This window comes from Novilysobacter erysipheiresistens, assembly GCF_036663935.1.
GTDB lineage: Bacteria > Pseudomonadota > Gammaproteobacteria > Xanthomonadales > Xanthomonadaceae > Novilysobacter > Novilysobacter erysipheiresistens.
On sequence record NZ_JAXGFP010000003.1, the window covers coordinates 77529 to 101578 of the forward strand.

The window sequence follows — 24050 nt, forward strand, 5'->3', positions numbered from 1 at the left end:
GTCACCCCGGCTGCAGGTTCGCGTACGACAACACCAGCCATTTGCTGCCGGCCTCGTCGAAGTTGACCTGCACCCGCGCGTGCGCGCCGCTGCCCTCGAAGTCGGTGACCACGCCATTGCCGAACTTGGCGTGGCGGACATTGGCGCCGAGCGGCAGCGGAGGCACCTCGACCGCGGCATGGCCAAAGTTGCGTTTCGGCGCGGCGTTGAACATCGGCCGCGAGACCTGCAGCTTGGGGCGAACCTCGTGCAGCAGCGCCGGCGGGATCTCGCGCAGGAACCGCGACGGGATGCCGTACATCTCCTGGCCGTGGATCCGGCGCGCCTCGGCGTAGCTCAATACCAGTTTTTCGCGGGCGCGGGTGATGCCGACGTAGGCGAGTCGACGCTCCTCCTCCAGCCGGCCGGATTCCTCGATCGAGCGGTTGTTGGGGAACAGCCCCTCCTCCAGCCCGGCCAGGAACACCAGCGGGAACTCCAGGCCCTTGGCGCTGTGCAGGGTCATCAGCTGCACGCCGTCCTCGCCGGCCTGGGTCTGGCCCTCGCCGGCCTCCAGCGAGGCGTAGCTGAGGAACGCGACCAGCTCCGGCATCGCCGCGGCGTCCTCCTCGTCGCTGCGGATGAAGCGCGAGGCGACCGAGACCAGTTCGTCGAGGTTGTCGGTGCGCGAGTCGAGCTGGCCTTTTGACTCGCGTGCGTAGTGCTCGCGAAGGCCCGAACGTGCCAGCACGTGGTCGATCTTCTCCGGCAGCGGCATCTGCGCAACGTCGGTGTCGAGGCCTTCGATCAACTCGATGAAGCCGGCCAACGCATTGCGCGCGCGCGCGGCCAGCACCGGCTCGGTGGTCAGCCAGCGCGCGGCGACCAGCAGCGGCGCGCCGTCGGCCCGCGCGCGGCGGCGCACTTCGTCGAGCGTACGCTCGCCGATGCCGCGGGTCGGCGTGTTGACCGCGCGTTCGAACGCGGCGTCATCGGCGCGATTGGCGACCAGCCGCAGGTAGGCCAGGGTGTCCTTGATCTCGGCGCGCTCGAAGAAGCGCTGGCCGCCGTACACGCGGTACGGCACCTGTTCCGACAACAGCGCCTCTTCGAACGCGCGCGACTGCGCGTTGCTGCGATACAGGATCGCGACCTCGCCGTGGCTGCCGCCGTCGCGCACCCACTGGCGCAGGCGCTCGACCACGAAGCGGGCTTCGTCGATCTCGTTGTAGGCCGCGTACAGGTCGACCGGCTCGCCGCTGCCGCTGTCGGTCCAGAGGTTCTTGCCGAGGCGGTCGGGGTTGTGCGCGATGACCGCGTTGGCGGCGTCGAGGATATTGGCACTCGACCGGTAATTCTGCTCCAGCCGGACGGTCTGCGCGCCGGCGAAGTCCTTGAGGAAGCGCTGCACGTTCTCGACCTTGGCGCCACGCCAGCCGTAGATCGACTGGTCGTCGTCGCCGACCACGAACACCTTGCCGCTGTCACCGGCGAGCAGGCGCACGAAGCCGTACTGGATCGCGTTGGTGTCCTGGAACTCGTCGACCAGGATCTCGCCGAAGCGGTGGCGGTAATGCGCCAGCAACGCCGGGTTGTCGCGCAGCAGTTCGTGCGCGCGCAGCAGCAGTTCGGCGAAGTCGACCAGGCCGGCGCGGTCGCAACGTTCCTGGTAGGCCGCGTAGCAGCGGCGCATGACGTCGGCCCACTGGTCGCCCGGGTCGGGTTGCAGGTGCTCGGGACGTCGGCCCTCGTCCTTCTGCGCGTTGATCCACCAGGCGATCTGGCGCGGCGGGAAGCGGGTGTCGTCGAGCTCCAGCCCCTGCACCACGCGCTTGACCAGCCGCAACTGGTCGTCGGAATCGAGCACCTGGAACCCTTCCGGCAGCTTCGCCTCCTGCCAGTGCAGCCGCAGCAGCCGGTGGGCCAGCCCGTGGAAGGTGCCGATCCACATCCCGCGGGTGCCGCCGCCGAGCTGGGCGTCGACCCGCTGGCGCATCTCCGCCGCGGCCTTGTTGGTGAAGGTGACCGCGAGGATGCCGTGGGTCGGCACCCCGAACACCTCGTGCAGCCAGGCGATGCGGTGGGTCAGCACGCGGGTCTTGCCGGAGCCGGCGCCGGCGAGCACCAGGTAGTGGCCGGGAGGCGCGGAAACGGCCTCGCGCTGCGCCGGGTTGAGCGCGTCGAGCAGGTGGGAGACATCCATCGGGGCATTCTACCGGGGCGCGGTCGCGGGACCCGCGACGCTGGTTCACTGTAGGAGCGACGTAAGTCGCGACCTGTACATCGCGGCCGGAACGCCGGCAGCCGGGCTGTGTCGTTTCGGCCGAAGGAGGCTTCGGCACCATCAGCCCCGAGCGGGTTCAGCGGCTCCTGACGGGGTCGGCGGGTCGCGACTCACGTCGCTCCTACAAGGTGCGGGTTGTCGTCGCGGCCGGGCGACGACAACCCGATCACCCTCAGTCCTTGCCGACCTTCATCTGGTACTGCTCCGGCGGAGTCGAGCCCATCAGGTGCTCGACGAAGTAGTCCCAACGCCGGCGGGTCATGTAGTCGCTGTCCTCGCCGAAGCCGTGACGCGCATTCGGGAACAGCAGAAGGTCGAAGTCCTTGTTGGCCTTGATCAGCGCATCGACCACCAGCAGCGTGTTCTGCGGCGGCACATTGTCGTCCATCATCCCGTGCGCCAGCAGCAGCTTGCCCTTGAGGTTTCCGGCGCGGTTCTGGTTGGCCTGGGCGTCGTAGTTGCTGTCGCCGTCCTTGTCGACGACTTCCAAGCCCTGCCACTTCTCGGCCCAGTCGTCCTCGTAGCTGCGGTTGTCGTGGTTGCCGCTCTCGGAGATGCCGACCTTGTAGAAGTCGGGGTAGGTCAGCATCGCGTCGAGCGTCGCGTAGCCGCCGCCGGAGTGGCCCCAGACGCCGACGCGGTCGAGGTCGATCCAGTCGAAGCGTTCGCCGAGTTGCTTCAGCCCGGCAACCTGATCGGGCAGGGTGTTGTCGCCGATGTCGCCGTCGAACGCGTCGTGGAAACTCTTGGATCGCCACGGCGTGCCCAGGCCGTCGATCGCGACCACGATGAAGCCGAGTTCGGCCAGCGCCTGGTGGTCGCTGCGCGCGGGCGAGAAGCTGCGGCCGCGCACCGAGCCGGTCTGCGGGCCCGGGTAGATGTAGTTGACCACCGGGTACTGCTTCGACGGGTCGAAGTCGGTCGGCTTGAACATCATCCCGTACAGGGTGGTCTTGCCGTCGCGCGCGGTCACCGTGATCGGGGTCGGCGGCACCCAGCCGGTGGCGCGCAGGCGGCTGTCGTCGGCGCGCGCGACCTCGGCGACGATGCGGCCGTCGCTGCTGTCGCGCAGCACCGTCACCGGCGGCACGGTCGGGGTCGAATAGGCGTCGACGAAATGCTTGCCGTCAGGTGACAGGATAACGGTGTGGTTGGCGTCTTCCGGGGTCAGCAACACCGGCTCGCCGCCGTCGAAGCCGACCTTGTAGAAGTGCTGGTAGTACGGATTGCGGCCGTCTTCCATGCCGACACCGCGGAACCAGATCGTGCGCGAGTCGGGATCGACCTTGAGCACTTCGGTGACGTTGCCCTCGCCTTCGGTGATCGCGTGCTTGAGCTTTCCGGTGGCGAGGTCGTAGAGGTACAGGTGACCCCAGTCGCTGCGCTCGGAGAACCAGATGAACTCGTTCGATTCGGGCAGGTAATGCCAGTTGACCCGGCCATTGCCGCTCTCGAAATAGGTCGGCACGCGCTCGTGGTAGACCTCGCGAACCTCGCCTGTAGCGGCATCGGCGACGCGCAGCCAGGTGTCCTTGTGGTCGCGCGAGGTCGAGGCGAACGCGAGCGTCTCGCCGTCCGGCGCCCACTGCACGTCCTCCCAGCCGCCATAGCAGCTGATGTCGTCGCACAGGGTCGAGCGGTGCTGGTCGGGCGGCATCTGCAGGCGCACGACCTCGCGGGTCGGCACGTCGATGATCACCCGCTCGATCATGGTGACGTTGTCGTCGCCGACGAACGGATACTTCCAGCGCTCGACCTTCGGCGCGCCGATATTGGTGCCGACCAGCACCATCTCGCTGGTCTTGCGCTGGTCCTGCTGGAAGGTCGCGATCTTGCTCGAATCCGGCGACCACACCAGGATCGCGCGGTCGCTGTGGGTCCAGCCGGCGTTGTCGGTGGCGTAGCCGTAGTTCTCGGCGCCGTCGGTGGTCAGCCGGGTCTCGGCGCCGGTGGCGGTGTCGCGCACCCACAGGTTCCAGTCACGGATGAACGCGGCGCGCTTGCCGTCGGGCGATTCGACCGCCGGCTCGTTGCCGGGCGCGCCGGACTCCTCGGTGCTCCGCTTCTTGGTGTCGACTCCGCGCGCGGCGACGCAGGCGTTCTTGTCCTGCAAGTCGCACAGGTAATGCTGCTTGCCGAGGGCGATGTCGAGGCGGCCGTCGGCGGCGATTTCGATGCCGGTGACCGGCAGCTTGGCGGCGTCGACCGGCTTGCCGGTGACCTCGGCCAGCGCGGCGGCGAGCTTGTCGTGGTCGAACGCCGCGGTCGCGGTGCCGCTGGCGACGTCCATGCGCATGAAGTGGTCGCCGCCGACATCGTGGTCGCGGTACCAGAAGTGGCCATCGTCCTGCCAGATCACGGTGTTGACCGCATGGTCGAGCAGCGGCGCGGTGTTGTAGCCCATGAATGCCTCGGCGCGGGCGTAGTCCGCGTCGGTGAGGACCTGCCCGGCTTCCTGCGCCGCGGCCGGCACTGCCGTCGCCGCGAGCAGCACACCGATCAACACGCCTTGCAGGCGCGACTTGCCGTTCATGACACCCATGGGTTCTCCCGATGTATCGAAGTGGGGCGCCGCGGGCATCGGGCCGGCGGCACGGACGGCCAACCTTAAACCGGAACCGGGGTGTGACGCAGGCGGTCAGGTGACCCGTGCGAGCATCCGGCGGTGACCGATCAGCCGCGCCCAGCGGGTGCCGAGATCGGTCCAGCACACGTAGGCCGCCTCGCCGGCGATCCGCAGCAGCGTGCGCGGGCCGAGCCGCAGGCGGGCCTCGGCCGCGCACAGTTCGGCATCGAAGCCGAGCTGGCGCGCGAACAGCGCGCAGCGGGCAAGATGGTAGCGGCTGCTCAACAAGGTGACTCGCAGTTGGACCGAGGTGACCTGCGGATCCTGCGCGTGCATAGCCGGCGCCAGCATCGTCCGGGCGTTGCGCAGGTTCTGCAGGGTGTCGCGCGATTGCGCCTCCAGCCGCAGCGGTGCATCGCTGGCCAGCCCCCGCGCGAACAGGCCCTGGCGTGCGAGTTCGGCTTCGCTCGGCTCGCCGTCGGCGCCGCCGCCGAGCAGCACCACGTGGACCGGCGGCCGCACGCGCCACAGCGACACGGCGCGGTCGAGCCGGGCCTCGAAATCGTGGTCGAGCCGCCCGGCGGGCGAGTGCTTGCCGAACAGCAGCACGCATTCGCCGCGCGCGGGCGTGCACGAGGCGTTGCGGGCGACCCGCAGCACGTGGACGAAATAGCCGACATAGACCAGCCCGGCGCTGAGCACGCAGGCCGCCCCGGCGACCGCGGCGGCATGCCACACGTCGCGATCGAGGACCAGGGCGATGCGGTGGGCGGCGCGGGAGATCGGGCGGATGGACACGGCGGAAGCGGCGGAAGCGGCGGAAGCGTGGCGCCCAGTTTAACCGCCGGGCGGTCGTGGCGGCTGTTCAGCCGGGCCAATCGGCGGCGCGGCCGGGCCGCTGGCTATACTTCCAGCGCGGCGGTTTCCGCACGCGAACCCACCGTTACAGGAACCCTGCGTGTCGTCAGTACCCTCGTCGCCTGCCCGCCCCTTGCCACCGCCGATGACGCCGATCGCGATCCGAGCGTTCAGCGCCACCACCGCGCTGGGGCGCGGCATCGAGGCGCAACGCGAGGCGCTGCTGGCGCGCCGCAGCGGCCTGCGTCGCAACGACTTTGGCCCGCCCGGCGAGGACGGCGCGCCGCTGCCGTGCTGGATCGGCCGGGTCGACGGACTGGAGGCGATGCCGTTGCCGCCGCAATTCGCGCGCTGGGAATGCCGCAACAACCGGCTGGCATGGCTGGCGTTGCAACAGGACGACCTGCTGGCCACGCTGGCGGACCTGGTCGAGCGCCACGGCGCCGAGCGCGTGGCGGTGGTGATCGGCACCTCGACCTCGTCGATCGGCGAGACCGAGCAGGCCTACACCCGCCTCGCCACCGGCGCCGACGGCACCAGCGCGTTCGCCACCGACATCGCTCGCCCGATCGTCCATACCGTGCACGCCACCGGCGATTTCATCCAGCACGCCACCGGCCTGCGCGGGCCGTGCATCACCGTCGCCACCGCGTGCTCGTCGAGCGCCAAGGTGTTCGCCCAGGCGGCGCGGTTGATCGACGCCGGGCTCGCCGATGCGGCGCTGGTTGGCGGCGTCGATACCATGTGCGGCAGCGTTTTGTATGGCTTCAATTCGCTGCAGCTGGTGTCGACCCAGCCGTGCCGGCCGTTCGACGAGGCCCGCGACGGCCTGTCGCTCGGCGAGGCCGGCGGCTTCGCGCTGCTCGAGCGCGCCGGCGACGACGAGGCCGGCCTGCAGCTGCGCGGCTACGGCGAGTCCAGCGACGCCCACCACATGTCGACGCCACACCCGCAGGGACTGGGTGCGCAATACGCGATGGCCGATGCGCTGGCACGTGCCGGCATCGACGCCGCCCAGGTCGGATACCTCAACCTGCACGGCACCGCGACCCCGGCCAACGACAGCATCGAGGCGGCCGCGGTCAATGCGCTGTTCCCGGCCACGCTGCATGCCAGCTCGACCAAGGGTTGGACCGGCCACACCCTCGGCGCCGCCGGCATCGTCGAGTCGGTGTTCGCGCTGCTGGCGCTGCATCACGGCGAGTTGCCGGGGATCCTCAACAGCGATGCGCCGGACCCGGCTTGCGGCGGGCAGATCCGCTTCGACAACGCGCGCGCCGAGATCGATTACGCGATGAACAATTCGTTCGGCTTCGGTGGCAACAACTGCTCGCTGGTGTTCGGCCGCGCATGACAAACCATTCCTCCTGTAAGAGCGACGTGAGTCGCGATCCGCCGACCTCCCGATTGCCTGCGCGTTTGCGACCCACTTCGCTCCTACGACCGGGCCGGCCGAATACACGCAACACCGCCGTTGAAATGTCCACATGACTCAGCTCGCCGCCACCATAGAAGGCATCGGTTTCTGGAGCCGCGATTTGCCGTCGTGGGAAGCCGCGCGCGCGTTCGTCGCCAGCGGTGCATTGGCCGATGTCGCGCCGGCGCGGCCGTCGCCGCAACTGCTGGCGCCAAACGAACGCCGGCGCGCGCCGGACACGGTCGCGGTCGCGCTCGAAGTCGCGCTGGCCGCCTGCCAGGCCGCCGGCCGTGACCCGGCGACACTGCCGTCGGTGTTCGCCTCGATGCACGGCGAGCTGCCGATCACCGACTACATGTGCGCGACCCTGGCCGCGCAACCGCAGGCGATCTCGCCGACCCGCTTCCACAACTCGGTGCACAACGCCGCGGCCGGGTACTGGACCATCGGCACCGGCGCGATGCAGCCGGCGACCGCGATCAGCGCGTTCGACGCGACGTTCGCCCAAGGCCTGGTCGAGGCGCTGGTGCAGCTGTCGGCCGGCAGCGAGGCGGTGCTGCTGGTCGGTTACGACGGCGCCTCGGCCGGACCGCTGGCCGCGGTGTCGCGCAGCGAGGGATTGCTCGGCGCCGCGCTGGTGCTGTCGCGCAGCGCCTCGGCAGCCGGCCCGCGGTTGCGCGTCGAGTTCGACGACGGCGAGGTCGAGCCCGCCAGCGGCGTGCTGGCACGGCAGGCGGCCGGCAATGCAATGGCGCCGATGCTGCCGCTGTTCGATGCGTTCGCCACCGACCGCCCGTTGGTCGTGCTCAAGGCCGGGCCGCGACGGCGGTTGCGGATCACGATCGATTCTGGAGTCGTCGCGCATGACTGAACGCATGGACCGCAACAACATCGCGGTAGTGATCCCCGCCCTCAACGAAGCGCTGCGCATCCGCGGCGTGGTCGAGGGCGCGCTGGCCGAATGCGCCAATGTGATCGTGATCGACGATGGTTCCGACGACGACACCGTGGCGCAGATCGCCGACCTGCCGATCGTGCTGCTGCGCCACCCGCAGCGCCGCGGCAAGGGCGCCAGCCTGCGCGACGGTTTCGCCGAGGCCTTGCGCCGCGGTTTCAAGGGCGTGCTGACGATGGACGGCGACGGTCAGCACCTGGCCAGCGACATCCCGCGCCTGCTCGACGCCGCCGGCCGCCATCCCGGCCATATCGTGATCGGCGCGCGCCTGCGCAAGCGCGCGCAGCAGCCGCGCTACCGGCGACTGGCCAACGCGTTCGGTGACTGGGGCATCGCCTGGGGCACCGGCTACCAGATCGCCGACACCCAGAGCGGCCAGCGCCTGTACCCGGCCGCGGTCGCCGCACTGACCGACGTGCCCGGCGAGGATTTCGTGTTCGAGGCGCAGATCCTGATCTCCGCCGCGCAACAGCTCGGCACCCGCTGCGTGTCGGTGCCGATCGAGTCACGCTATGCCTGCGTGCACACCGACGAGGAGTTCCGCGCCAGCCACTTCAAGCCGTGGCGCGACTTCAGCCGGATCACCGGCCATGTCGTGCGCGGGGTGTTCCGCCGCGGCGGCATCCCGGCGGTGTACCGCAGCATCCGCGCCAACCCGGCGCTGGTCGACGACCCCAGCGGCGAGTTCGCCAGCGCCGTGCCCGCGCCGCAATCGGCGAGCCCGCGATGAGCGCTCCACATCCAGATGCCGACATCGACGTCGCGATCCTCGGCGGCGGCCTGGCCGGGTTGAGCCTGGCGATCCAGCTGCGCCGGCGCGACCCTCACCTGCGGGTGACGGTACTGGAGCGCAACGTCCATCCGGTGCGCGAGGCGGCGTTCAAGGTCGGCGAATCGACGGTCGAGATCGGCGGTCATTATTTCGCCCACGTGCTCGGCCTGCGCGAGCACCTGGACGCCGAGCAGGTGCGCAAGTTCGGTTTCCGTTTCTTCTTCAGCGAAGGGCGCCGCGAAGTCGACCGCTGCACCGAGATCGGGGTCAGCGCGCTGCTGCCGACGCCGTCGTGGCAGCTCGACCGCGGCCGCTTCGAGAACTTCCTCGGCGAGCACGCGCGCGCGCTCGGCGTCGACTTCCGCGACGGCTCGACCGTGCGCGGCGTCGATATCGGCGACGGCGACGCGGCGCACACGCTGCGGTTCGAGTACGGCGGCGAATCCAGGGTGCTGCATGCGCGCTGGCTGGTCGACGCCAGCGGCCGCGCCGGCGTGCTCAAGCGCAAGCTCGACCTCGCCGAAACCAACGACCACGACATCAATGCGGTGTGGTGGCGGGTCGACGGCCATATCGACCCGAACGACTGGTCCGACGACGCCCACTGGCGCCACCGCTGCACCCCGCCCGATCGCTGGCGCTCGACCAACCACATGTGCGGTCCGGGTTACTGGGCGTGGCTGATCCCGCTGGCCTCCGGCGCCCATTCGCTGGGGATCGTCTGCGACCCGGCGCTGCACCCGCTGGCGACGATGAACAGCTTTGAGAAGGCAATGGCCTGGCTGGCCGAGCACCAGCCGCGCGTCGCCGAGGCACTCGAGCAGGGCGGCCACGGCCTGCAGGACTTCCGCTTCCTGCGCGACTTCTCGTACGGCTGCAAGCAGGTGTTCTCGCCCGATCGCTGGGCCTTGACCGGCGAGGCCGGGCTGTTCCTCGACCCGTTCTACTCGCCCGGCAGCGACTTCATCGCGATCAGCAATGGCTACATCTGCGAACTGATCGAGCGCGACCGCGCCGGCCAACCGCTGGCGCCGCACGCGGCGATCTACCAACAGCTGTATTTCTCGTTCTATCAGAACACCCTGAGCCTGTTCCGCGGCCAGTACGCGCTGTTCGGCGACGCCGCGGTGATGCCGCTGAAGGTGATCTGGGACTACACCTTCTACTGGGCGTTGCTGGCGCCGCTGTACTTCGGCGAGCGCCTCAGCGCGCTGCCGCTGCTCGGCCGCCTGCGCCCGGTGTTCGGCCGCGCCGAAGCGCTCAACCGCGCGTTGCAGCCGCTGCTGCGCGAATGGGGCGAGCACAACGCGGCGCTCGATGACGACCGCGCCGGCCCGCTGGACGCGCGTAACCTCGACCAGTACCGGATCGACTGGTTCCACGAACTCAACCGCGCCCTCAATGACCGCCTCGACGACGACACCCTGGTCGCGCGACTACAGGCCAACGTAGCGTTGATGGAACGACTGGCGGCGCAGCTCCTGGCGCACGCGCGCGCGCGGCATCCGGCGATCGCCGATCATGGCCTGGCCGAATTGCTCGTCGGAGTCGACGCCGGTGAAGAATTACTGGAACCGCACTGGTACGGTGCAGCCGAAGCGCTCGCCTGACCTGCTCCCGTGTAGGAGCGGCTTCAGCCGCGATCACAGGCTTGATCGCTCGTCGGACTCCACATCGCGGCTAAAGCCGCTCCTACAAAAAGCAGGCGATTGCGGCGGGCCGGACAAGAGCATGCCCGACGCCAGCGCCCTCAATCCACCGGCGGTTGCGCCCCCACCGGCGGCGGATCCAGCACATACACCGCGATCCCGCGCGCGTGCTTGCGGCTCGGACTGATGCTGATCCCGACCCCGCCGCCGACGTGGCTGCTGCCGCCGAAGCTGCCACCGCCGACGCCGATCCCGACGCTGCTGCCGCCATACCCCTGGGCGCTATCCTGGAACAGCACGCCGTTGGCGCCGAGTTCGGCGGCGGCGACGCGCAGCTTGCCGACCACCTCGTCCATCTTGTTCTGCTCGCCGTAGGTGAAGCTGCCGCTGGAAGTCTCCAGCACCGCGATCTCCTCGTAGCGCCCCGGCGGCGGCGCGAAGTACACCCGCACCTGTTCCGGCGCGACCGCCGGACGGGCCTCGCCGATCATGTAGCGGGACGTGCTGGCGCAGCCGGCGGTGGCGGCGAGGGCAAGCCCCAGCACGAATGCGGGAATCAATCGCTTGGGAGCCAGTCGCATGAGCGGGTCCTCCGTTCGGATCACCGATGGCGGCGATCAAGCCAGGCAGTCATCGTCGCGATTGTCGCGCCGCGGACGGCAGCGGCAGGTGAACGCCACCACCGGCCGAAAAGAGACGGCGCCCTGAGGCGCCGTCGTCAGTCACGATTACCGATCGGGCTCAGTCGCCCAGGGTGGCGCCATCCTCCGGCGCGGCCAGCCAGCCGGCGATGTCCTCACCGAGCACCTCGACCGTGCGCCCCAGCACCGAACACGAGCCCTTGAAGCCGGCAAACGCCCCGCCCATCGAATTTCGCCGTCCCCTGAAGCTGGCGACTTCAGCGCCGTCCTCGAACAGCGTGCCGCTGACCTTGGTGAACTTCTGGTGGCCGAGCCAGGCGTTGCCCATGCTCACCGCGTCGACGATTTCCAGTTGCAGCACCCGGCCACTGCCGGTATCGACCGGCCCGCTGACCAGCTCGACCGGCTCACTGGAATACTGCTTGACGAAATCGGCGAGCTGCTCGTTGATCTTGCACTCGTCCTTGATTGCATCGGAGATGTCGTTGTCGGCCGCGTACGGCACCGGCTTCTGCAACTGGATGCCGCTGGCGGCGGCGGTGCCGCTGGCGAGCACGGCGATGAAGGCGGCCGTCAGGCCGATTGGATGGCGCATGTGTTGTCTCCCCCGGAAACGTTCTGTCCATGACCGGCCCGCGATGCGGATCCGGGCCGCGACGCGGCGGTGCAACTTTAGCCGCTTGCCGCGTGGCCAGCGACTCAGCCCATGCCGCCGTTGATCCCGATCACCTGGCCGTTGATGTAGCCGGCGACATCCGAACACAGGAAGCCGACCAGTGCGGCGACTTCTTCGGCGCGCCCTGCGCGGCCGGCCGGCACGGTCTGCTTGATGAGATCCGGCGGGAACGCTTCGCTGGCCATGCGCCCTTCGATCACCCCCGGCGCGACCACATTCACGCTGATCCCGCGGCTGGCCATCTCGCGCGCCAGCGACTTGCTGGCGCCGTGCAGGGCGGCCTTGGCCGCGGCGTAGTTGACCTGGCCGCGGTTGCCGAGCACAGCCGCCACCGACGACACGCTGACGATCCGGCCCCAGCGCGTGCGCGCCATCGGCAGCAGCAGCGGCTGGGTGACGTGGAAGAAGCCGTGCAGCGAGACGTCGATCACCCGCTTCCACTGCGCATCGCTCATGCCGGCCATCGGCGCGTCGTCGTGGATGCCGGCGTTGTTGACCACGACCTGGATCGGACCGTCCTGCAGCAAGGCCTCGATCGCGGCGCGGCTGGCATCGCCGTCGGCGACATCGAACGCGACTGCCTCGGCGCTGCCGCCCACGTGGTGGATTGCGGCGACCACCGCGTCGGCACGGGCGCGGTTGGCGTTGGCATGGACGATCACATGCAGGCCGTCGGTCGCCAGTTGCATGCAGATCGCGCTGCCGAGGTCGCCGCTGCCGCCGGTGACGAGGGCGCGGCGGGGGGTGGTGTTGTCGGTCATGGCGTATTCCCGTGGATACTGGCGCCATTGTAGGAGCGGCTTTAGCCGCGATCGTGGAGTCGTCCGCCCGCGCCGATTTTAGATCGCGGCTAAAGCCGCTCCTACAAAGACTTGGAGTTACTTTGCTGGCAGCAGGATCACCGCGGCGCGCCCTTCGGCCAGCAACGTATCGGCGTGGCAGATGCGGAACGCGTACTGCTGGCCGGATTCGCCCTCGACCAGCACCTGCGCCGTGCATTCGATTTCGCCGGCCAGGTCGTCGATGCGGGCGACCATCAATTTCACTCCGCGCAGCGCAACCAGCACGCCGGGGCGCGCCACGCCGCCACCCTCGCCTGCGCGCAGGCCGCCGTGTACCGCCATCGCCTGCGCACCGTATTCGCACAGGTGCACGGCGCGCAGGCGATGGCCGCTACGCAGCGGGTTGGCCGGATCGCGATGACGACGAGTGCGCAGGCGGATGCTGCTCGCGTCCCACTCCACCACCTCGTCCCAAAGGCACATCTCGCCCTGGTGCGGGATCAAGGCGGCGATCCGCTCGCGCCCGGACGGTCCGGTTCGAACGCTGGATGACGGGGACGGCCGATTCGCCTCGCGATCGCTCATGGCGATGCATTTACGGCGTGCAGCGCCGGCCGCCGCACGATCAGCAGCGCCAGCACGAAGTTGCCCAAGACCCCGAGCGCGACCGTGCTGCCGATCGCACGCAACACCGGGATGCTGGAGGTCGCCAGCAACGCGAACACCAGCAGGGTGATCGCGCTGCAGACGATGATCGCGTGCAACGCGCGCAGCTGACTGTCGCGGTCGTCGCCGGCGTGGTCGAAAAACAATGCGTAGTCGAGGCCGAGGCCGGCGGCGAGGATCAGCGCGACCAGGTGGAACAGGTTCAGTTCGACCCCGACCGCGCGCAGCACCGCCAGCACCAGCAGCGTGGTCAACGCCATTGGCGCCAGCACGCGCAACACCCGCCGCGGCACGCGCAGCGACGCCCACACCACCGCCAGCAGCAACAGCGCGGCCAGCGCCAGCGCCCACAGCAGGCGCACCCGGTATTCGGCGACCAGCGACTCGGATGCCTGCTTGAGGTCGAGCAGTTGCGCGCCGTGATGCGTCGCAACCGCGGCGACCGCGGCCGGATCGGCCAGCCCACTGAGCGCGACCAGCGCGGTGGCACGCCTGTCATCGCGCAACAGCAGGCCATCGACGCGGGTCGCCAGCGCGGTGCCGGCGAGATCGTCGGCGGTCAACGGGGCGGCCGTGCGTGCCGCCTCGACATCGGCGAGGAACGGCGCGAACACGTCGGCGCGGAACGGGCTGGCGGCGACCGCGGTCTCCAGCGACGCCCGCAACGCCCCGGCATCGGGCAAACCCGCCTGCCGCGCGCGCTGGGTCGCGGCGCTGGGCAGGTAGCGCGCGGCGAGGTCGAAACCGGCGACCGCGCCTTTGGCACGCAACTCGCGCAGCGCCGGCAGCAACTGTTCCGACGCGCGCAACACCGCTTGCGTGTCGCTTCCGTGCAGCGTGATCAGGTAACGCACGTCGGGCGCGCCGAGTTCGTGGCGCAGCCGCGCATCCTCGGCGAGCGCGTCGGCCGGCACCGGGGTCAGCTTCGACAGGTCGTTCTGCCAGAACGGCTTGGGTGCGAACGTCGCCACCGCGATCGCCAACGCCGCGATCGCCAGTCCGCCGGCCACGCCAAGTCGTGGCCAACGCGCCAGCCGCGACCACGCGCGCGCCAGCCATGGCAGGTCGGCGACATCGCGCGGCGCCGGGTCGATCAGGCCCGGCAGCAGGAAGCGGGTCGCCAGCGCGGCGGTGCCGAGACCGGCGATGGTGAACACCGCGAGCTGACGCAGGCCGTCGACCCCGGACAGCATGAAGGTCAGGTAGGCGATGCAGGTCGCGAGCACGCCGGTGCCCAGGGTCGGCCACAACGCGCGCGCGCTGGCCCACGGCGACAGCCCCGGGCGCTGGTGACTGAACAGATGGATCGGGTAGTCCTGCGCGACCCCGATCAGGGTGAAGCCGAACGCGACGGTGATTCCATGCACGCCGTCGAAACCCAGCGCGACCGCGGCCAGTCCGGCCAGGCCACCGCTGGCCAGCGGCAACGCGCCCAGCAGCGGCGCCTTCCAGCTGCGATAGGCCAGCGCCAGCAGCAGCGCGAACAGCACGCTGTCGAGCGTGCCGATGCGGCCGGCCTCGCGCGCGGTGCGGCCGCCGACCTCGACCGAGAACACGCCGGGGCCGGTCATCGTCAGGGCCGACGAGCTGTCGCCACGGGCGTTGGCGAACGCCGTCTCGATCGCCGCGACCGCCTGCTGCTGGCCGGTCGGATCGAACCCGGCCGCATGCGTCTGTACCGCCAGCAGCGCGCGCTCGCCGGCGGCGTCGAACCACACCCCGTGCAGGCGTTGCGGTGCGGTCTCCGGTTGCCAGCTCTCGGCCAGTACCAGCGTTTCCAGGGTCGGGTCGGCCGGCAGCAACGGCTCGATCAACGCCGCCACGGGCGAGCCGAGGTCCTGCACCCGCGCGTCGAGCTGGGCGCCGAGGTAGTCGGCGTCGAAACTTTCGGTGTCGAGCGTCGACGACAGCAGGTAGCGGTACGGACGCAGGCGGTCGGGGATCGCCTCGAGCCCGGCTTCGCCGCCGTTGGCGACCAGCACGAAACGCGTGTCGGCGGCGAGCGCCTCGCGCAACGCCGTCGATTGCGTTGCCAGCGTTTCGGCGTCGGCGCCGGACAGTGCCAGTAGCAACAGCCGCGAACCCGGGCCTTCGCCGAGTTCGTCGATCAGCAGCTTCTGCGCCGGGGTCTGCGCGCTCGGCATGAACTTGCGCAGGTCGCCGGAAAGTTGCAGTCGCGGCGCGATCCACCAGGCGGCCAGCAGCAGCAACGCCAGCCAGCTGAGCGCGAGGACGAGGCGACGGCGGGAATCCCGGCCGGGTCCCGGCGACTGCGATGGCGTCATTGCGTGGTCGCGCCGTCGCCGTGGCACAGCGCGGCGAACCCGGCGGCATCGTCGACCTCGGCGGCCGCGCGCGCGGCCCCGGCCAGCAGGGTGCGCTGCGGCTCGGCGGCATCCGGGGTGCGGGTCTCGATGCAACGCAACTCGGCGCCGCGGCCGTACAGGACGATGTCGCGGAGTTGCGCGGCGAGTTCGGCGTGTTTCGGCACCAGGGTCAGGGTCCAGCGCTGGCGGCTGCCGTCGCTGTCGATCGTGTAGTGCTCGGCGAGGCCGGCGCGGTCGCCCGACAGCAGCGCGCCGAAGCTCGCCTGCAGCCCGGCCAGTTCGGGCGCGCGCGACAGCGAGAACGTGCGCGGCGACTTGGCGGCGCGTTCGATCGTCGCTTCGCCGGCGTGGATGGTGGTGGTTTCGGCGTACGGCGCGCGCACTTCGCGCACCAGCACGTCGTCGGCCGGACGGCGGTACTCGCCGCTGAGCCGCAGCGGATTCTTCAGCAGGCGCGACTCGCGCAATTCGACGAACGCGGTGCGCATCGGCGCCGGCCGCGCCAGCTTGTCGAGGATCCAGTCGGCCTCGACCGCGGCGGCCGCGCCGTCAGCGCGGGCCTGCTCAGGCGCGGCGGGCAGCGGCCGCGCGTGGCCCGGCGTGGCCATCGCCAACAGCACGCCCGCCAGCAGCACGCCCGTCGACGGCATGGGGAGTGATCGCATCATCGTTGCCTTGCCAGAAGTCATAGAAGTTGAACCAGTTGTACGGCGCGCTGCGTGCATGGTGTTGCAACCGCCCGGCATAACGCTGCACCAGTTCAGCCAGCATCGCGCTGCGCTGCGGCCGCGGCATCTCGATGCCCTCGCTGAACACCTCGAACGCGAGGTCGTAGCGACGGCCGCCGCGGTACAGCCCGAACGCCAGCACCACCGGCACCTTCAGCGCCGCCGCGATCAGCCACGGCGCGACCGGGAAGCGCGCGCTGTCGCCGAGGAACGTCGCCGCCTGCGACGGCTGCCCCGGATGGGCGCGATCGACCAGCAGCGCCACCAGCGCGCCGGCGTCGGTCGCCTGTTGGATCGCCAGCACGATCGACGGCCCGTCCTGGCCGGCGTCGATCACCGTGCGCGCGATCTCCGAGTTGAGCGCGTCCAGCAGCTGGGTCATCGCCGGGTTGTGGGCCTTGTCGAGCACCACCCGCACGGTCACGTCGGGACGCTGCCGTGCGAGCACACGCAACACCTCGAAGCTGCCCAGGTGCGAGCCGAACATCAACACGCCCCGGCCGCGATCGATCTGCTCGTGGACCGCGGCCAGCCCGTCCATCCGCACCTCGAACCGCTGCATCTGGCCGCTGAGCATGAACACCCGATCGAGGATGGTCGCGGCGAAGCTGTGGATATGGCGGGCGACTTCCAGCAGGCGCGCGGGACGCCCGAACACGCGGCCGAGGTAGGCGCGCGAGGCGCGACGCTCCGGCCCGCGCACGATCAGGAAGTACAGCGTGATCGGCGGCAGCAGCAGCCGCGCGATCTTGCGCCCGCCGCGCCGCGCGATCGTGCGGATCAGCCAGATCGCGAACCAGCCGCCGCCCTCGGGCCGCTGCTTCCAGTCGCCGCTCACGCCAACTCTCCGGAGGCCACGTCCCCGGCGACCACTTCGCCACTGGCCAGCAGCGTGTCGCCACGCCAGACCTTGAACCGCCAGCGCGGCGCCTCGCCGCCAAGCTCGACCCGCGCCGCCTCACCCGGCAGCAACGGCTGCAGGAACTTGACCTGCGGCAGCTGCAGTGCACCCAGGGCGACGCCGGCGTGCGCCTCGATCGCATCGAGCACCCGGTCCAGCACCACCACGCCGGGCACCAGCGGCCGGCCGGGGAAATGCCCGGGCAGGCTCGGATGGGCGGCGGCGATAACGAAGGACATCGAGGGCACGAGCGGCAACGGGCGGCGACACGGGCCGCAAGGATAAGCCAGCAGCGGTACCGTCGCCCGCAACCGCCCGCCAGCGGCCCTTGCCGGGCAGCGGCTGGCAAACTTTGCGGCTACCATAGGCGCGCAGTACCCGCCTGCCCGCACAGGGCACGGGTGACACAGGAAGTGTTCGCAACACCCGTCAAGGAGCGACAGATGAACCTCATGGATGCGATGCACTCGGTCCTGGCGGCGCTGGCCCGCTACACCGATGCCGAACGCTTGTATGCCTTCGAGCTCGACGGCCTCGCCGCCGGCACCCTCACCGTGGAGCGCTGGCAGGGCTGGGAGTCGCTGTCGGCCGGCTTCGAATGGAAGGTCGACCTGCTCTCGACCGATGCCCGACTGCCACTGGACGAACTGCTCGGCAAACGCGCGACCCTGCTGACCCGCGGCGCCGACGGTCGCCGCACCCCGCGCAGCGGCCTGGTCCGCGAAGCCGAGTGCGTTGGCTCCGACGGCGGCCTGGCCCGTTACCGCCTGACCCTGGTGTCGTGGACCTGGCTGCTGAGCCAGGGCCGGCACAGCCGGGTGTTCCAGGACAGGACCGTCATCGAGATCGTCGAGGCGGTGTTCGCCGACTACACGCCGCTGGCGAGCTGGCAGGTCGGCGACGAGGTCGCGCCGTTCCTGTCGCAGGTGCCGCCGCGCAGCTACACCTGCCAATATCGCGAGTCCGATTTCGACTTCATCAGCCGCCTGCTCGCCGAAGAAGGCCTGGGCTGGCGACTCGAAGAGTCCGCCGACGCACCCGGCGACCACCTGATGGTGCTGTTCGCGGCCAGCGACCAGGGGCCACAGGACGCCACCGCCGAAGCCGGCCTCGGCATCCGCTTCCACCGCAGCGATGCCACCGAGTCCAGCGACACCATCCAGGCGCTCGGCACCGTGTACGGCATCGAGTCGACCGCGCTGACCCTGCTCAGCCATGACTACAAGACCCACTGCCTCAGTGCCAGCCTGCCGCTGGGCGACGCGGCCGACACCGCCGCGATGCTGGAGGTGTACGACCCGTCCGGCGCCTACGCCTTCGTCGACCGGATGGGGGCCAGCCGCTACGCCGAACTGATCGGCGAGGCCCGCGCCGCCCAGGCCACCCAGTGGCTCGGCCAGTCCAGCGTGCGCAGTTTCCGCGCCGGCCAATGGTTCGCCGTCACCGACGCCCCCGCAGACGGCGAGGCGCCGCCCGACGAACTGCTGCTGGTCGCCGTCCAACAGGCCGGCATCAACAACCTTCCCGATACCGTCCGTGACGGCGCCACGCGCCTGCTCGGCGACGCCGGTGCCGGTCCGGTCGCCGGCCTGCCGCGCACCACCTGGGCCGCGGTGCAGGCCCGCGCCGCCGCGGTCGGCTACGGCAACGCCTTCACCGCGGTGCCGCGCACCCTGCCATGGCGGCCGGTGCTCAGCGACCAGACCGGCGCGCTCCTCAACCCACGGCCGACCGCGCCGGGCTACCAGAGCGCGGTCGTGGTCGGCGCCGACGGCGCCAGCGCCGGCGAGTTGCATAGCGACGCGCTCGGCCGGATCAAGGTCCGCTTCCACTGGCAGGCTGAGGCCGACGGCGCCAGCGCCAACCACAGCTGCTGGCTGCGCATGAGCCAGCGCTACGCCGGCCCCGGCGTCGGCAGCCAGTTCCTGCCGCGGATCGGCCAGGAAGTGCTGGTCGGCTTCCTTGATGGCGATATCGACCGTCCGGTGATCGTCGGCAGCCTCTACAACGGCCAGGGCGAAGCCGGCATCGCCGCCACCCCCGGCGGCGCACCCGCGTCGGGCCAGGACGGCAACGAGTCGTACGGCCAAGCCGGCGACCACCGTCCAAGCGCCCAGGCCAACAGCACCGGCGGCAATGCCCCGGCCTGGCACGGCATGAGCGGGGACGACGCCGGCCATCGCAATCCGGCCGCGCTGTCGGGCTTCAAGTCCAAGGAGTTTGGCGGCGCCGGCCACAACCGGCTCGTGTTCGATGACAGCGACGGCCAACTGCGGCTGCAACTGGCGACCACCCACGGCGCAACCGAGCTCAACCTCGGCCATCTGATCCACCAAGCCGACAACTTCCGCGGCAGCTTCCGCGGCGAAGGCTTCGAGCTGCGCACCGACCAGTGGGGCGCGGTCCGCGGCCAGCGCGGCCTGTGGGTCAGCGCCTACGGCAACGACCCCGAGGCCCCGGCCGGCGAGCAACTCGCCGCCACCGCGCTGTTGCAACAGGCCGCGCAACTGGGCCAGGCCTTCAGCGACATCGCCGGCACCCACCTGACGGTCAAGCTGGCCGCCCATCAGGGCGAAGCCAAGCCCAACCAGTCGCGCCTGATCGACGACCAATCGCCGCTCAAGGCGCTACTGACCAGCACCAAGACCGTGGTCGACGGCAGCGCCTACCCGGTGGCCGAAGCCGACGCCCCCAACCGCAAGCCCGCCGCCGGCAAGGACCGCATCCCCCACAGCGGCGACGCCATCCTCGGCCTGACCGCCCCGGCCGGGATCGGCCTGGTCGCCGGCCAGAGCCTGCACTGGAGCGTCGGCGAAACGTTGACCCTCGCCAGCGGCCAGGCCAGCAACTTTGCTGTCGCCGGCAACCTGCGCATCCACACCGGCCAAGCCATCGGCTGGCTCGCCGGCGCGGTGGAATCAAAAGAGCCCGCCGCCGCCCACAGCCTGGCCCTGGTCAGCGCCGAGGGCGAACTGATCCTGCAGGCCCAGCACGACAGCGCCAAGTTGCAGGCAAAGGACCAGCTGAAGCTCATCAGCGCCAACGCCGAAGTCGAACTGGCCGCCGGCAAGACCGTCCACCTGGCCACCGAAGGCGGCGCGAGCATCACCATCGAAGGCGGCAACATCAGCGTGGCCTGCCCCGGAAACATCACGGTGCATGCGGGGAAGAAGTCGTTTGTGGGGCCGGCGCAGCTGTCCCGTGAGATGAACTCATGGCCAAGGTCGCAGTTTCATCGACACTTGCGCGTGCAACTCCCCGCCGGAACGCCGGCAGCGGGCTATCGCTACGAACTTGTTCGAGCGGACGGAGCAAAGCTCACCGGGGCAACCGACGAGCAGGGACGGATTCCACTACAGAAAGGGGTCTCCCCGGAGAGTGTGAAGGTGCGCCTCCTCGCCAAGGAAGGGTCTAATGGCTGAAACCGGCATCAAGCTCAAGAAGCACGGAGACGCCTGGGAAGGCATGGTGCGGCTTGCTCCCGAGACACAAGAGCCGGAAGTGGTTGTTACGATTCCGGCGTGTGCATGTGACCGCGATATTTCCCTCGACGAACTTCTCGATGGCTTTAGCAATCTTGGCTCCGAAAGCTTGTTCTCTGCGTCGTCACACGGTCTGGCCGGTACTGAGATGGGCGAATTTCTGGGCCATTTGAATGTTTCAATGAAGTCGTACGGAATCGCATCGTGTATCGACAAGGCGCACTTTCTTGCGCAAGTCGCGATTGAATCGGATCGACTACGAACCACAGAAGAGTACCGGAACCGGGATGGCAGCCATCCATCGGGATGGGACAACTATAGCGGAGGCGCCGAGTACCATGGACGGGGACTTATACAGCTTACCCACGATCACAATTACCGGAAATACTCAGAACACGCCGGCATTGACTGCGTCAGCAACCCCGAGATAGTCGCGGCCGATCTGTCGGTTGCAGTCGACTCTTCCTGTTGGTACTGGCGACACGGATCTGCCTGGGGCGACCTTTCCCCCCGCGCCAAGTCGAATGACTTCGTCTGGGCGACGATGGGAGTTAACGGAGGTTTCAATCATTATTCCGAGCGACTGACGATGCTGCAGGAACTGGCGCGAGCATTCGATGTGGCGCAGTGCCTGAAATATGGCTCCTTGGATTTCAGTACCTACAAGTTCTCGGCGAGCGCCTTGAATCGCACCCGTAACGGCCCGGTAATTTGGAGGAAGTACTTTGGTGAGCGTGATGAAGCGTAGTCTGCTCCTCGGCGTTGTCCTGTTTACCGCATGCGCCAATCAACCCGTCGCTGAAAGTTCCGGCGCCAATCTTGCAGATAAAAAACTCCGTCGATTTCCGATTACAGAGGCCGGTGTCGAGGTTCCCATCGAGGACGGGCGACGCATGTACTTACGGCTTATCCGCGGATATGTCTACGCGATTGACGAGGAAGATGTTTCGCGTCTCTCGGGGGTCGATTTTGAGCGTGTCCACGCCCTGGTAGGAGACGTGACCAGCGACGACATCAGTGATGTGCTTGTTGAACTGTCCAGCACCGGCGGGGGCAGCTGCTACGAGCTTTGGTTGTCGGGAAATGGAACACTTTCCCGATACGAGGAGTTGATCTGTAATCCCAGTCTTGATGAGCTAGGCAGGCTGTCGTCGATGGTTCGTGACGGACCATATACCCACGCGTCGACCCATGCCACGGATGGAGCTGGCGTCTTTCGCTGGGTGACGCGTGAGGAGGCGTTGACTCACGATTTCAGTCGATATAAGCAAAGACTGTCTAGGCCGGCGGAACAATTCATTGTCTTTCGCGGACTACCTCAGTGCGGCGCGGCCCAAGTGGAGCTAACTACCAACACGATGCTGGCAAATGCTCCGAGGGGCGGTCAGGCACACAGAGCGAGTGGTCGCGCGATTGTTCTCGACGTTGCGGTGCAGGACAGCAGCGGACAGGAATGGGTGCTGGTGCGTGATGCTTCCGGCAACGAAGGCTGGGTGCGAGCTTACCAACTAGGCAACCTTCAGCAGGCGGCGACCCACCAGTGTGATAGATATAGAGAGAGATAGCCGAATTCGAAAAGCATCTCAATGCCCTCAGCAACCGCCGAGTCCGCCACCATCGAATACAACTGCGTGCATGCAATCCCAGCAAGCGAGTTCCAAGCGCGGCAGAGTAAGGGTTTTGATGAAGCTTGCGATGGCAACTAGGCGTGCGTTAGCAGGCGTTCTGCTAGGCATTGTCGCGACTTCCAGCTGGGCTCAAAAGCATCTCGAGACCGCCATAGAGAGCGCCCATACAACAGTTCGATTTTCGTTGTTCGGCGAATGCTCTGACATCCATTTTCTCTATGTCGGAGAAAGCGAAGACAAGCACGTAGAGATATATTTCACAAACGCTCGTAATGAGCGTTTGATGTTCATCGGCACCATACTTCCTGAAGGCGGCCTTCCTGTTGTGGAGTCTGTGTTGTTTAGAAACGCCGACGCCGACCTCGATAGAGAAATGTTCGTGCTCACCAAATGGCGCATTAGCCATCCTGGACTGGACACCTCAGGCAACCTCTATCGCACTTATGTTTTCGATCAGGAAATTGCGCCGGAGAGCGGCGGGCTAAAGCGACTCACCGACATCGAAAAACGCCTCGGCGAGGGCTTTGATGGAATACGCAATGGGCACGAAGTTGAATTTTCCGTCAAGACCGCGAAAGACGTCGCTCGCGTACTGGAATTGACGGACGACTGACTAGACCGACGATCCAAGCGGCATCGCGGGACCCTTCGCGTCTCAATCAAACAACGTCCGCCAGAACCGCGGCCCCAGCCCCGCCATCCTCCGCAGGAAGTCCGGGAAGTTGCGATACGGCCGGCCCGGGAAGCGGCGCTTGCGATAGACGTACTCGGCGAGGAAGAAGCCGCCGACGATGCCGTAGTTGAGCAGGTTGGCAAACCATGACCAGACGTCCTGCGAGACGGTCAGGACCGGCGGGTACCCGAGCCGCATGAGCAGGCCGTCGGGCACCGCGATCAGCGCCAGCACCGCGTTGGCCAGCGCAAGGCCGGCCAGCAGCACGGTCCAGATCAGTGTCAGCCGGCGGGTGTAGTGCTTGAGCTCGGGCTTCAGCGCAGGCGGTTCGCAACCTTCCAGCCCAGAGACGATCCGGCTGATCAGCGGCACCCGGCCGGGGCGCAGGCTGCGGCCGAACCACCACGACAGCAGCGCGGTGAACACCACCGGCGGCGCCAGCAACAGCAGCGCCGGAACTTTGCTGCCGTGCAGCGCCCACAGGCCCGCGCCGATCGCCGCCAGCAGCAGCCAAGCCCAGCCGCGCGGCCGGGCCAGTGGCTGCAGCAGCACGATTACCGCCAGGTCGGCCAGCGCCAGCAACGCGACCACGCCGCTGCCGTCGACGCTGGCCCAGTGCGCCAACAGCGGGTAGGCGACGGCCAGCAGCAGCCGCAGCGCGACGAGCGGGTTCAACGGTAAGGCCGGACGGGCGGCAGCCCAGCGATCAGGCCGCGACCCGGTGCTGTTCGACATGCGCCGAAAGCGCACGCAGCGAGGCGAAGATCCGGCGGTTCTCGTCGCTGTCGGAGCGCAGCTGGAAGCCATATTGCTTGCTGATCGCCAGCGCCAGCTCCAGCGCGTCGATCGAGTCCAGCCCCAGCCCGTCGCCGAACAGCGGCGCCTCCGGATCGATCTGCGCGGCGTCGACGCCTTCCAGATTCAGGCTTTCGACCAGCAATTGCGCCAGTTCGTGCTCGGCGGGGCTTTGTGCGGACATCTTGGACTTCCGGATCGGTGAAAACGGCAACAATCGGCGATCGCGGGCCGCGGCGCAACTGCGACGGGGCGCGCAGGGCGCGGGGTT

At 68.7% G+C, this 24050-nt stretch carries 21 protein-coding genes; 8 read left to right on the plus strand and 13 right to left on the minus strand.

Translation table 11 applies throughout. The features are described 5' to 3' along the window. Position 1: 1 nt before the first annotated feature. The 3 genes from uvrD to SNE34_RS06430 form a co-directional block, all read right to left on the minus strand. A complete protein-coding gene (gene uvrD, locus SNE34_RS06420) occupies positions 2-2182 on the minus strand; it encodes a DNA helicase II (RefSeq protein WP_332615839.1) in 2181 nt (726 codons plus the stop codon). A 253-nt stretch (positions 2183-2435) separates the two neighbouring features. Next, on the minus strand, positions 2436-4805 hold the full coding sequence (locus tag SNE34_RS06425; protein WP_332615841.1) for a S9 family peptidase: 2370 nt from the start codon (positions 4803-4805) through the stop codon (positions 2436-2438). A gap of 96 nt (positions 4806-4901) precedes the next feature. Next, the gene (locus tag SNE34_RS06430; RefSeq protein ID WP_332615843.1) at positions 4902-5627 is read right to left on the minus strand and encodes a YdcF family protein; all 726 of its coding nucleotides are present in this window, start codon (positions 5625-5627) and stop codon (positions 4902-4904) included. 205 nt (positions 5628-5832) lie between these two features. Between SNE34_RS06430 and SNE34_RS06435 the strand changes: the two genes are divergently transcribed. From SNE34_RS06435 to SNE34_RS06450, 4 genes are all read left to right on the plus strand, one after another. Then, complete coding sequence (locus tag SNE34_RS06435; RefSeq protein ID WP_332616501.1) at positions 5833-7041, plus strand: beta-ketoacyl-[acyl-carrier-protein] synthase family protein; 1209 nt, start codon at positions 5833-5835, stop codon at positions 7039-7041. Positions 7042-7174: 133 nt separating this feature from the next. Continuing rightward, positions 7175-7975 carry a beta-ketoacyl synthase chain length factor gene (locus tag SNE34_RS06440; protein ID WP_332615845.1) on the plus strand — a complete coding sequence of 267 codons (801 nt, stop codon included), beginning with the start codon at positions 7175-7177 and terminating at the stop codon, positions 7973-7975. Continuing rightward, positions 7968-8789 carry a glycosyltransferase family 2 protein gene (locus SNE34_RS06445; protein ID WP_332615846.1) on the plus strand — a complete coding sequence of 274 codons (822 nt, stop codon included), beginning with the start codon at positions 7968-7970 and terminating at the stop codon, positions 8787-8789. The genes SNE34_RS06440 and SNE34_RS06445 overlap by 8 nt, the downstream gene beginning before the upstream one ends. After that, positions 8786-10441: an NAD(P)/FAD-dependent oxidoreductase gene (locus SNE34_RS06450; RefSeq protein WP_332615848.1), complete on the plus strand. Its 1656-nt coding sequence runs from the start codon at positions 8786-8788 to the stop codon at positions 10439-10441. The genes SNE34_RS06445 and SNE34_RS06450 overlap by 4 nt, the downstream gene beginning before the upstream one ends. A 140-nt stretch (positions 10442-10581) precedes the next feature. Here SNE34_RS06450 and SNE34_RS06455 read toward each other — a convergent pair whose 3' ends face one another. From SNE34_RS06455 to SNE34_RS06490, 8 genes are all read right to left on the minus strand, one after another. Continuing rightward, positions 10582-11061: a hypothetical protein gene (locus tag SNE34_RS06455; RefSeq protein WP_332615849.1), complete on the minus strand. Its 480-nt coding sequence runs from the start codon at positions 11059-11061 to the stop codon at positions 10582-10584. Positions 11062-11221: 160 nt separating this feature from the next. Beyond that, complete coding sequence (locus SNE34_RS06460) at positions 11222-11716, minus strand: hypothetical protein (protein ID WP_332615851.1); 495 nt, start codon at positions 11714-11716, stop codon at positions 11222-11224. A 104-nt stretch (positions 11717-11820) separates the two neighbouring features. Next, on the minus strand, positions 11821-12558 hold the full coding sequence (gene fabG, locus SNE34_RS06465; protein ID WP_332615852.1) for a 3-oxoacyl-ACP reductase FabG: 738 nt from the start codon (positions 12556-12558) through the stop codon (positions 11821-11823). A 117-nt stretch (positions 12559-12675) separates the two neighbouring features. Further along, positions 12676-13164, minus strand: a complete 489-nt coding sequence (locus SNE34_RS06470) for a hotdog family protein (RefSeq protein WP_332615854.1) — start codon at positions 13162-13164, stop codon at positions 12676-12678. Then, complete coding sequence (locus SNE34_RS06475) at positions 13161-15530, minus strand: MMPL family transporter (protein ID WP_332615855.1); 2370 nt, start codon at positions 15528-15530, stop codon at positions 13161-13163. Before SNE34_RS06475 ends, SNE34_RS06470 begins: the two co-directional genes overlap by 4 nt. After that, entirely contained in the window at positions 15527-16222 is a 696-nt protein-coding gene (locus tag SNE34_RS06480) for a LolA-related protein (protein WP_332615856.1), read from the minus strand. The genes SNE34_RS06475 and SNE34_RS06480 overlap by 4 nt, the downstream gene beginning before the upstream one ends. After that, positions 16137-17138, minus strand: coding sequence for a lysophospholipid acyltransferase family protein (locus SNE34_RS06485; RefSeq protein WP_332615858.1), 1002 nt, complete (start codon positions 17136-17138; stop codon positions 16137-16139). The genes SNE34_RS06480 and SNE34_RS06485 overlap by 86 nt, the downstream gene beginning before the upstream one ends. Continuing rightward, positions 17135-17440, minus strand: coding sequence for an ApeI family dehydratase (locus SNE34_RS06490; protein WP_332615860.1), 306 nt, complete (start codon positions 17438-17440; stop codon positions 17135-17137). Before SNE34_RS06490 ends, SNE34_RS06485 begins: the two co-directional genes overlap by 4 nt. 213 nt (positions 17441-17653) lie before the next feature. Between SNE34_RS06490 and SNE34_RS06495 the strand changes: the two genes are divergently transcribed. The 4 genes from SNE34_RS06495 (at position 17654) to SNE34_RS06510 (ending at position 22924) form a co-directional block, all read left to right on the plus strand. Then, complete coding sequence (locus tag SNE34_RS06495; protein ID WP_332616502.1) at positions 17654-20623, plus strand: type VI secretion system Vgr family protein; 2970 nt, start codon at positions 17654-17656, stop codon at positions 20621-20623. Continuing rightward, on the plus strand, positions 20616-21431 hold the full coding sequence (locus tag SNE34_RS06500) for a glycoside hydrolase family 19 protein (RefSeq protein WP_332615862.1): 816 nt from the start codon (positions 20616-20618) through the stop codon (positions 21429-21431). The genes SNE34_RS06495 and SNE34_RS06500 overlap by 8 nt, the downstream gene beginning before the upstream one ends. After that, entirely contained in the window at positions 21412-22248 is an 837-nt protein-coding gene (locus SNE34_RS06505) for a hypothetical protein (protein ID WP_332615864.1), read from the plus strand. The genes SNE34_RS06500 and SNE34_RS06505 overlap by 20 nt, the downstream gene beginning before the upstream one ends. Before the next feature lie 70 nt (positions 22249-22318). Continuing rightward, positions 22319-22924 carry a hypothetical protein gene (locus SNE34_RS06510; RefSeq protein WP_332615865.1) on the plus strand — a complete coding sequence of 202 codons (606 nt, stop codon included), beginning with the start codon at positions 22319-22321 and terminating at the stop codon, positions 22922-22924. 42 nt (positions 22925-22966) lie between these two features. Here the strand turns inward: SNE34_RS06510 and SNE34_RS06515 are convergent, their stop codons facing one another. Both SNE34_RS06515 and SNE34_RS06520 read right to left on the minus strand, forming a co-directional pair. After that, complete coding sequence (locus SNE34_RS06515; RefSeq protein WP_425604469.1) at positions 22967-23719, minus strand: COG4648 family protein; 753 nt, start codon at positions 23717-23719, stop codon at positions 22967-22969. Continuing rightward, positions 23691-23963 carry a phosphopantetheine-binding protein gene (locus SNE34_RS06520; RefSeq protein WP_332615868.1) on the minus strand — a complete coding sequence of 91 codons (273 nt, stop codon included), beginning with the start codon at positions 23961-23963 and terminating at the stop codon, positions 23691-23693. The genes SNE34_RS06515 and SNE34_RS06520 overlap by 29 nt, the downstream gene beginning before the upstream one ends. Positions 23964-24050 lie beyond the last annotated feature (87 nt).

What these genes read in the sequence shown, in the direction of transcription:
- SNE34_RS06510 (WP_332615865.1), top strand. Translation starts at nt 22,319, where the DNA reads ATGCAATCCCAGCAAGCGAGTTCCAAGCGCGGCAGAGTAAGGGTTTTG.
- SNE34_RS06520 (WP_332615868.1), bottom strand. Translation starts at nt 23,963, where the DNA reads ATGTCCGCACAAAGCCCCGCCGAGCACGAACTGGCGCAATTGCTGGTC.
- SNE34_RS06445 (WP_332615846.1), top strand. Translation starts at nt 7,968, where the DNA reads ATGACTGAACGCATGGACCGCAACAACATCGCGGTAGTGATCCCCGCC.
- SNE34_RS06470 (WP_332615854.1), bottom strand. Translation starts at nt 13,164, where the DNA reads ATGAGCGATCGCGAGGCGAATCGGCCGTCCCCGTCATCCAGCGTTCGA.
- SNE34_RS06460 (WP_332615851.1), bottom strand. Translation starts at nt 11,716, where the DNA reads ATGCGCCATCCAATCGGCCTGACGGCCGCCTTCATCGCCGTGCTCGCC.
- SNE34_RS06435 (WP_332616501.1), top strand. Translation starts at nt 5,833, where the DNA reads ATGACGCCGATCGCGATCCGAGCGTTCAGCGCCACCACCGCGCTGGGG.
- uvrD (WP_332615839.1), bottom strand. Translation starts at nt 2,182, where the DNA reads ATGGATGTCTCCCACCTGCTCGACGCGCTCAACCCGGCGCAGCGCGAG.
- SNE34_RS06455 (WP_332615849.1), bottom strand. Translation starts at nt 11,061, where the DNA reads ATGCGACTGGCTCCCAAGCGATTGATTCCCGCATTCGTGCTGGGGCTT.
- SNE34_RS06425 (WP_332615841.1), bottom strand. Translation starts at nt 4,805, where the DNA reads ATGGGTGTCATGAACGGCAAGTCGCGCCTGCAAGGCGTGTTGATCGGT.
- SNE34_RS06440 (WP_332615845.1), top strand. Translation starts at nt 7,175, where the DNA reads ATGACTCAGCTCGCCGCCACCATAGAAGGCATCGGTTTCTGGAGCCGC.
- SNE34_RS06495 (WP_332616502.1), top strand. Translation starts at nt 17,654, where the DNA reads ATGGATGCGATGCACTCGGTCCTGGCGGCGCTGGCCCGCTACACCGAT.
- SNE34_RS06515 (WP_425604469.1), bottom strand. Translation starts at nt 23,719, where the DNA reads ATGTCGAACAGCACCGGGTCGCGGCCTGATCGCTGGGCTGCCGCCCGT.
- SNE34_RS06490 (WP_332615860.1), bottom strand. Translation starts at nt 17,440, where the DNA reads ATGTCCTTCGTTATCGCCGCCGCCCATCCGAGCCTGCCCGGGCATTTC.
- SNE34_RS06500 (WP_332615862.1), top strand. Translation starts at nt 20,616, where the DNA reads ATGGCTGAAACCGGCATCAAGCTCAAGAAGCACGGAGACGCCTGGGAA.
- SNE34_RS06480 (WP_332615856.1), bottom strand. Translation starts at nt 16,222, where the DNA reads ATGCCGTCGACGGGCGTGCTGCTGGCGGGCGTGCTGTTGGCGATGGCC.
- SNE34_RS06475 (WP_332615855.1), bottom strand. Translation starts at nt 15,530, where the DNA reads ATGACGCCATCGCAGTCGCCGGGACCCGGCCGGGATTCCCGCCGTCGC.
- SNE34_RS06450 (WP_332615848.1), top strand. Translation starts at nt 8,786, where the DNA reads ATGAGCGCTCCACATCCAGATGCCGACATCGACGTCGCGATCCTCGGC.
- fabG (WP_332615852.1), bottom strand. Translation starts at nt 12,558, where the DNA reads ATGACCGACAACACCACCCCCCGCCGCGCCCTCGTCACCGGCGGCAGC.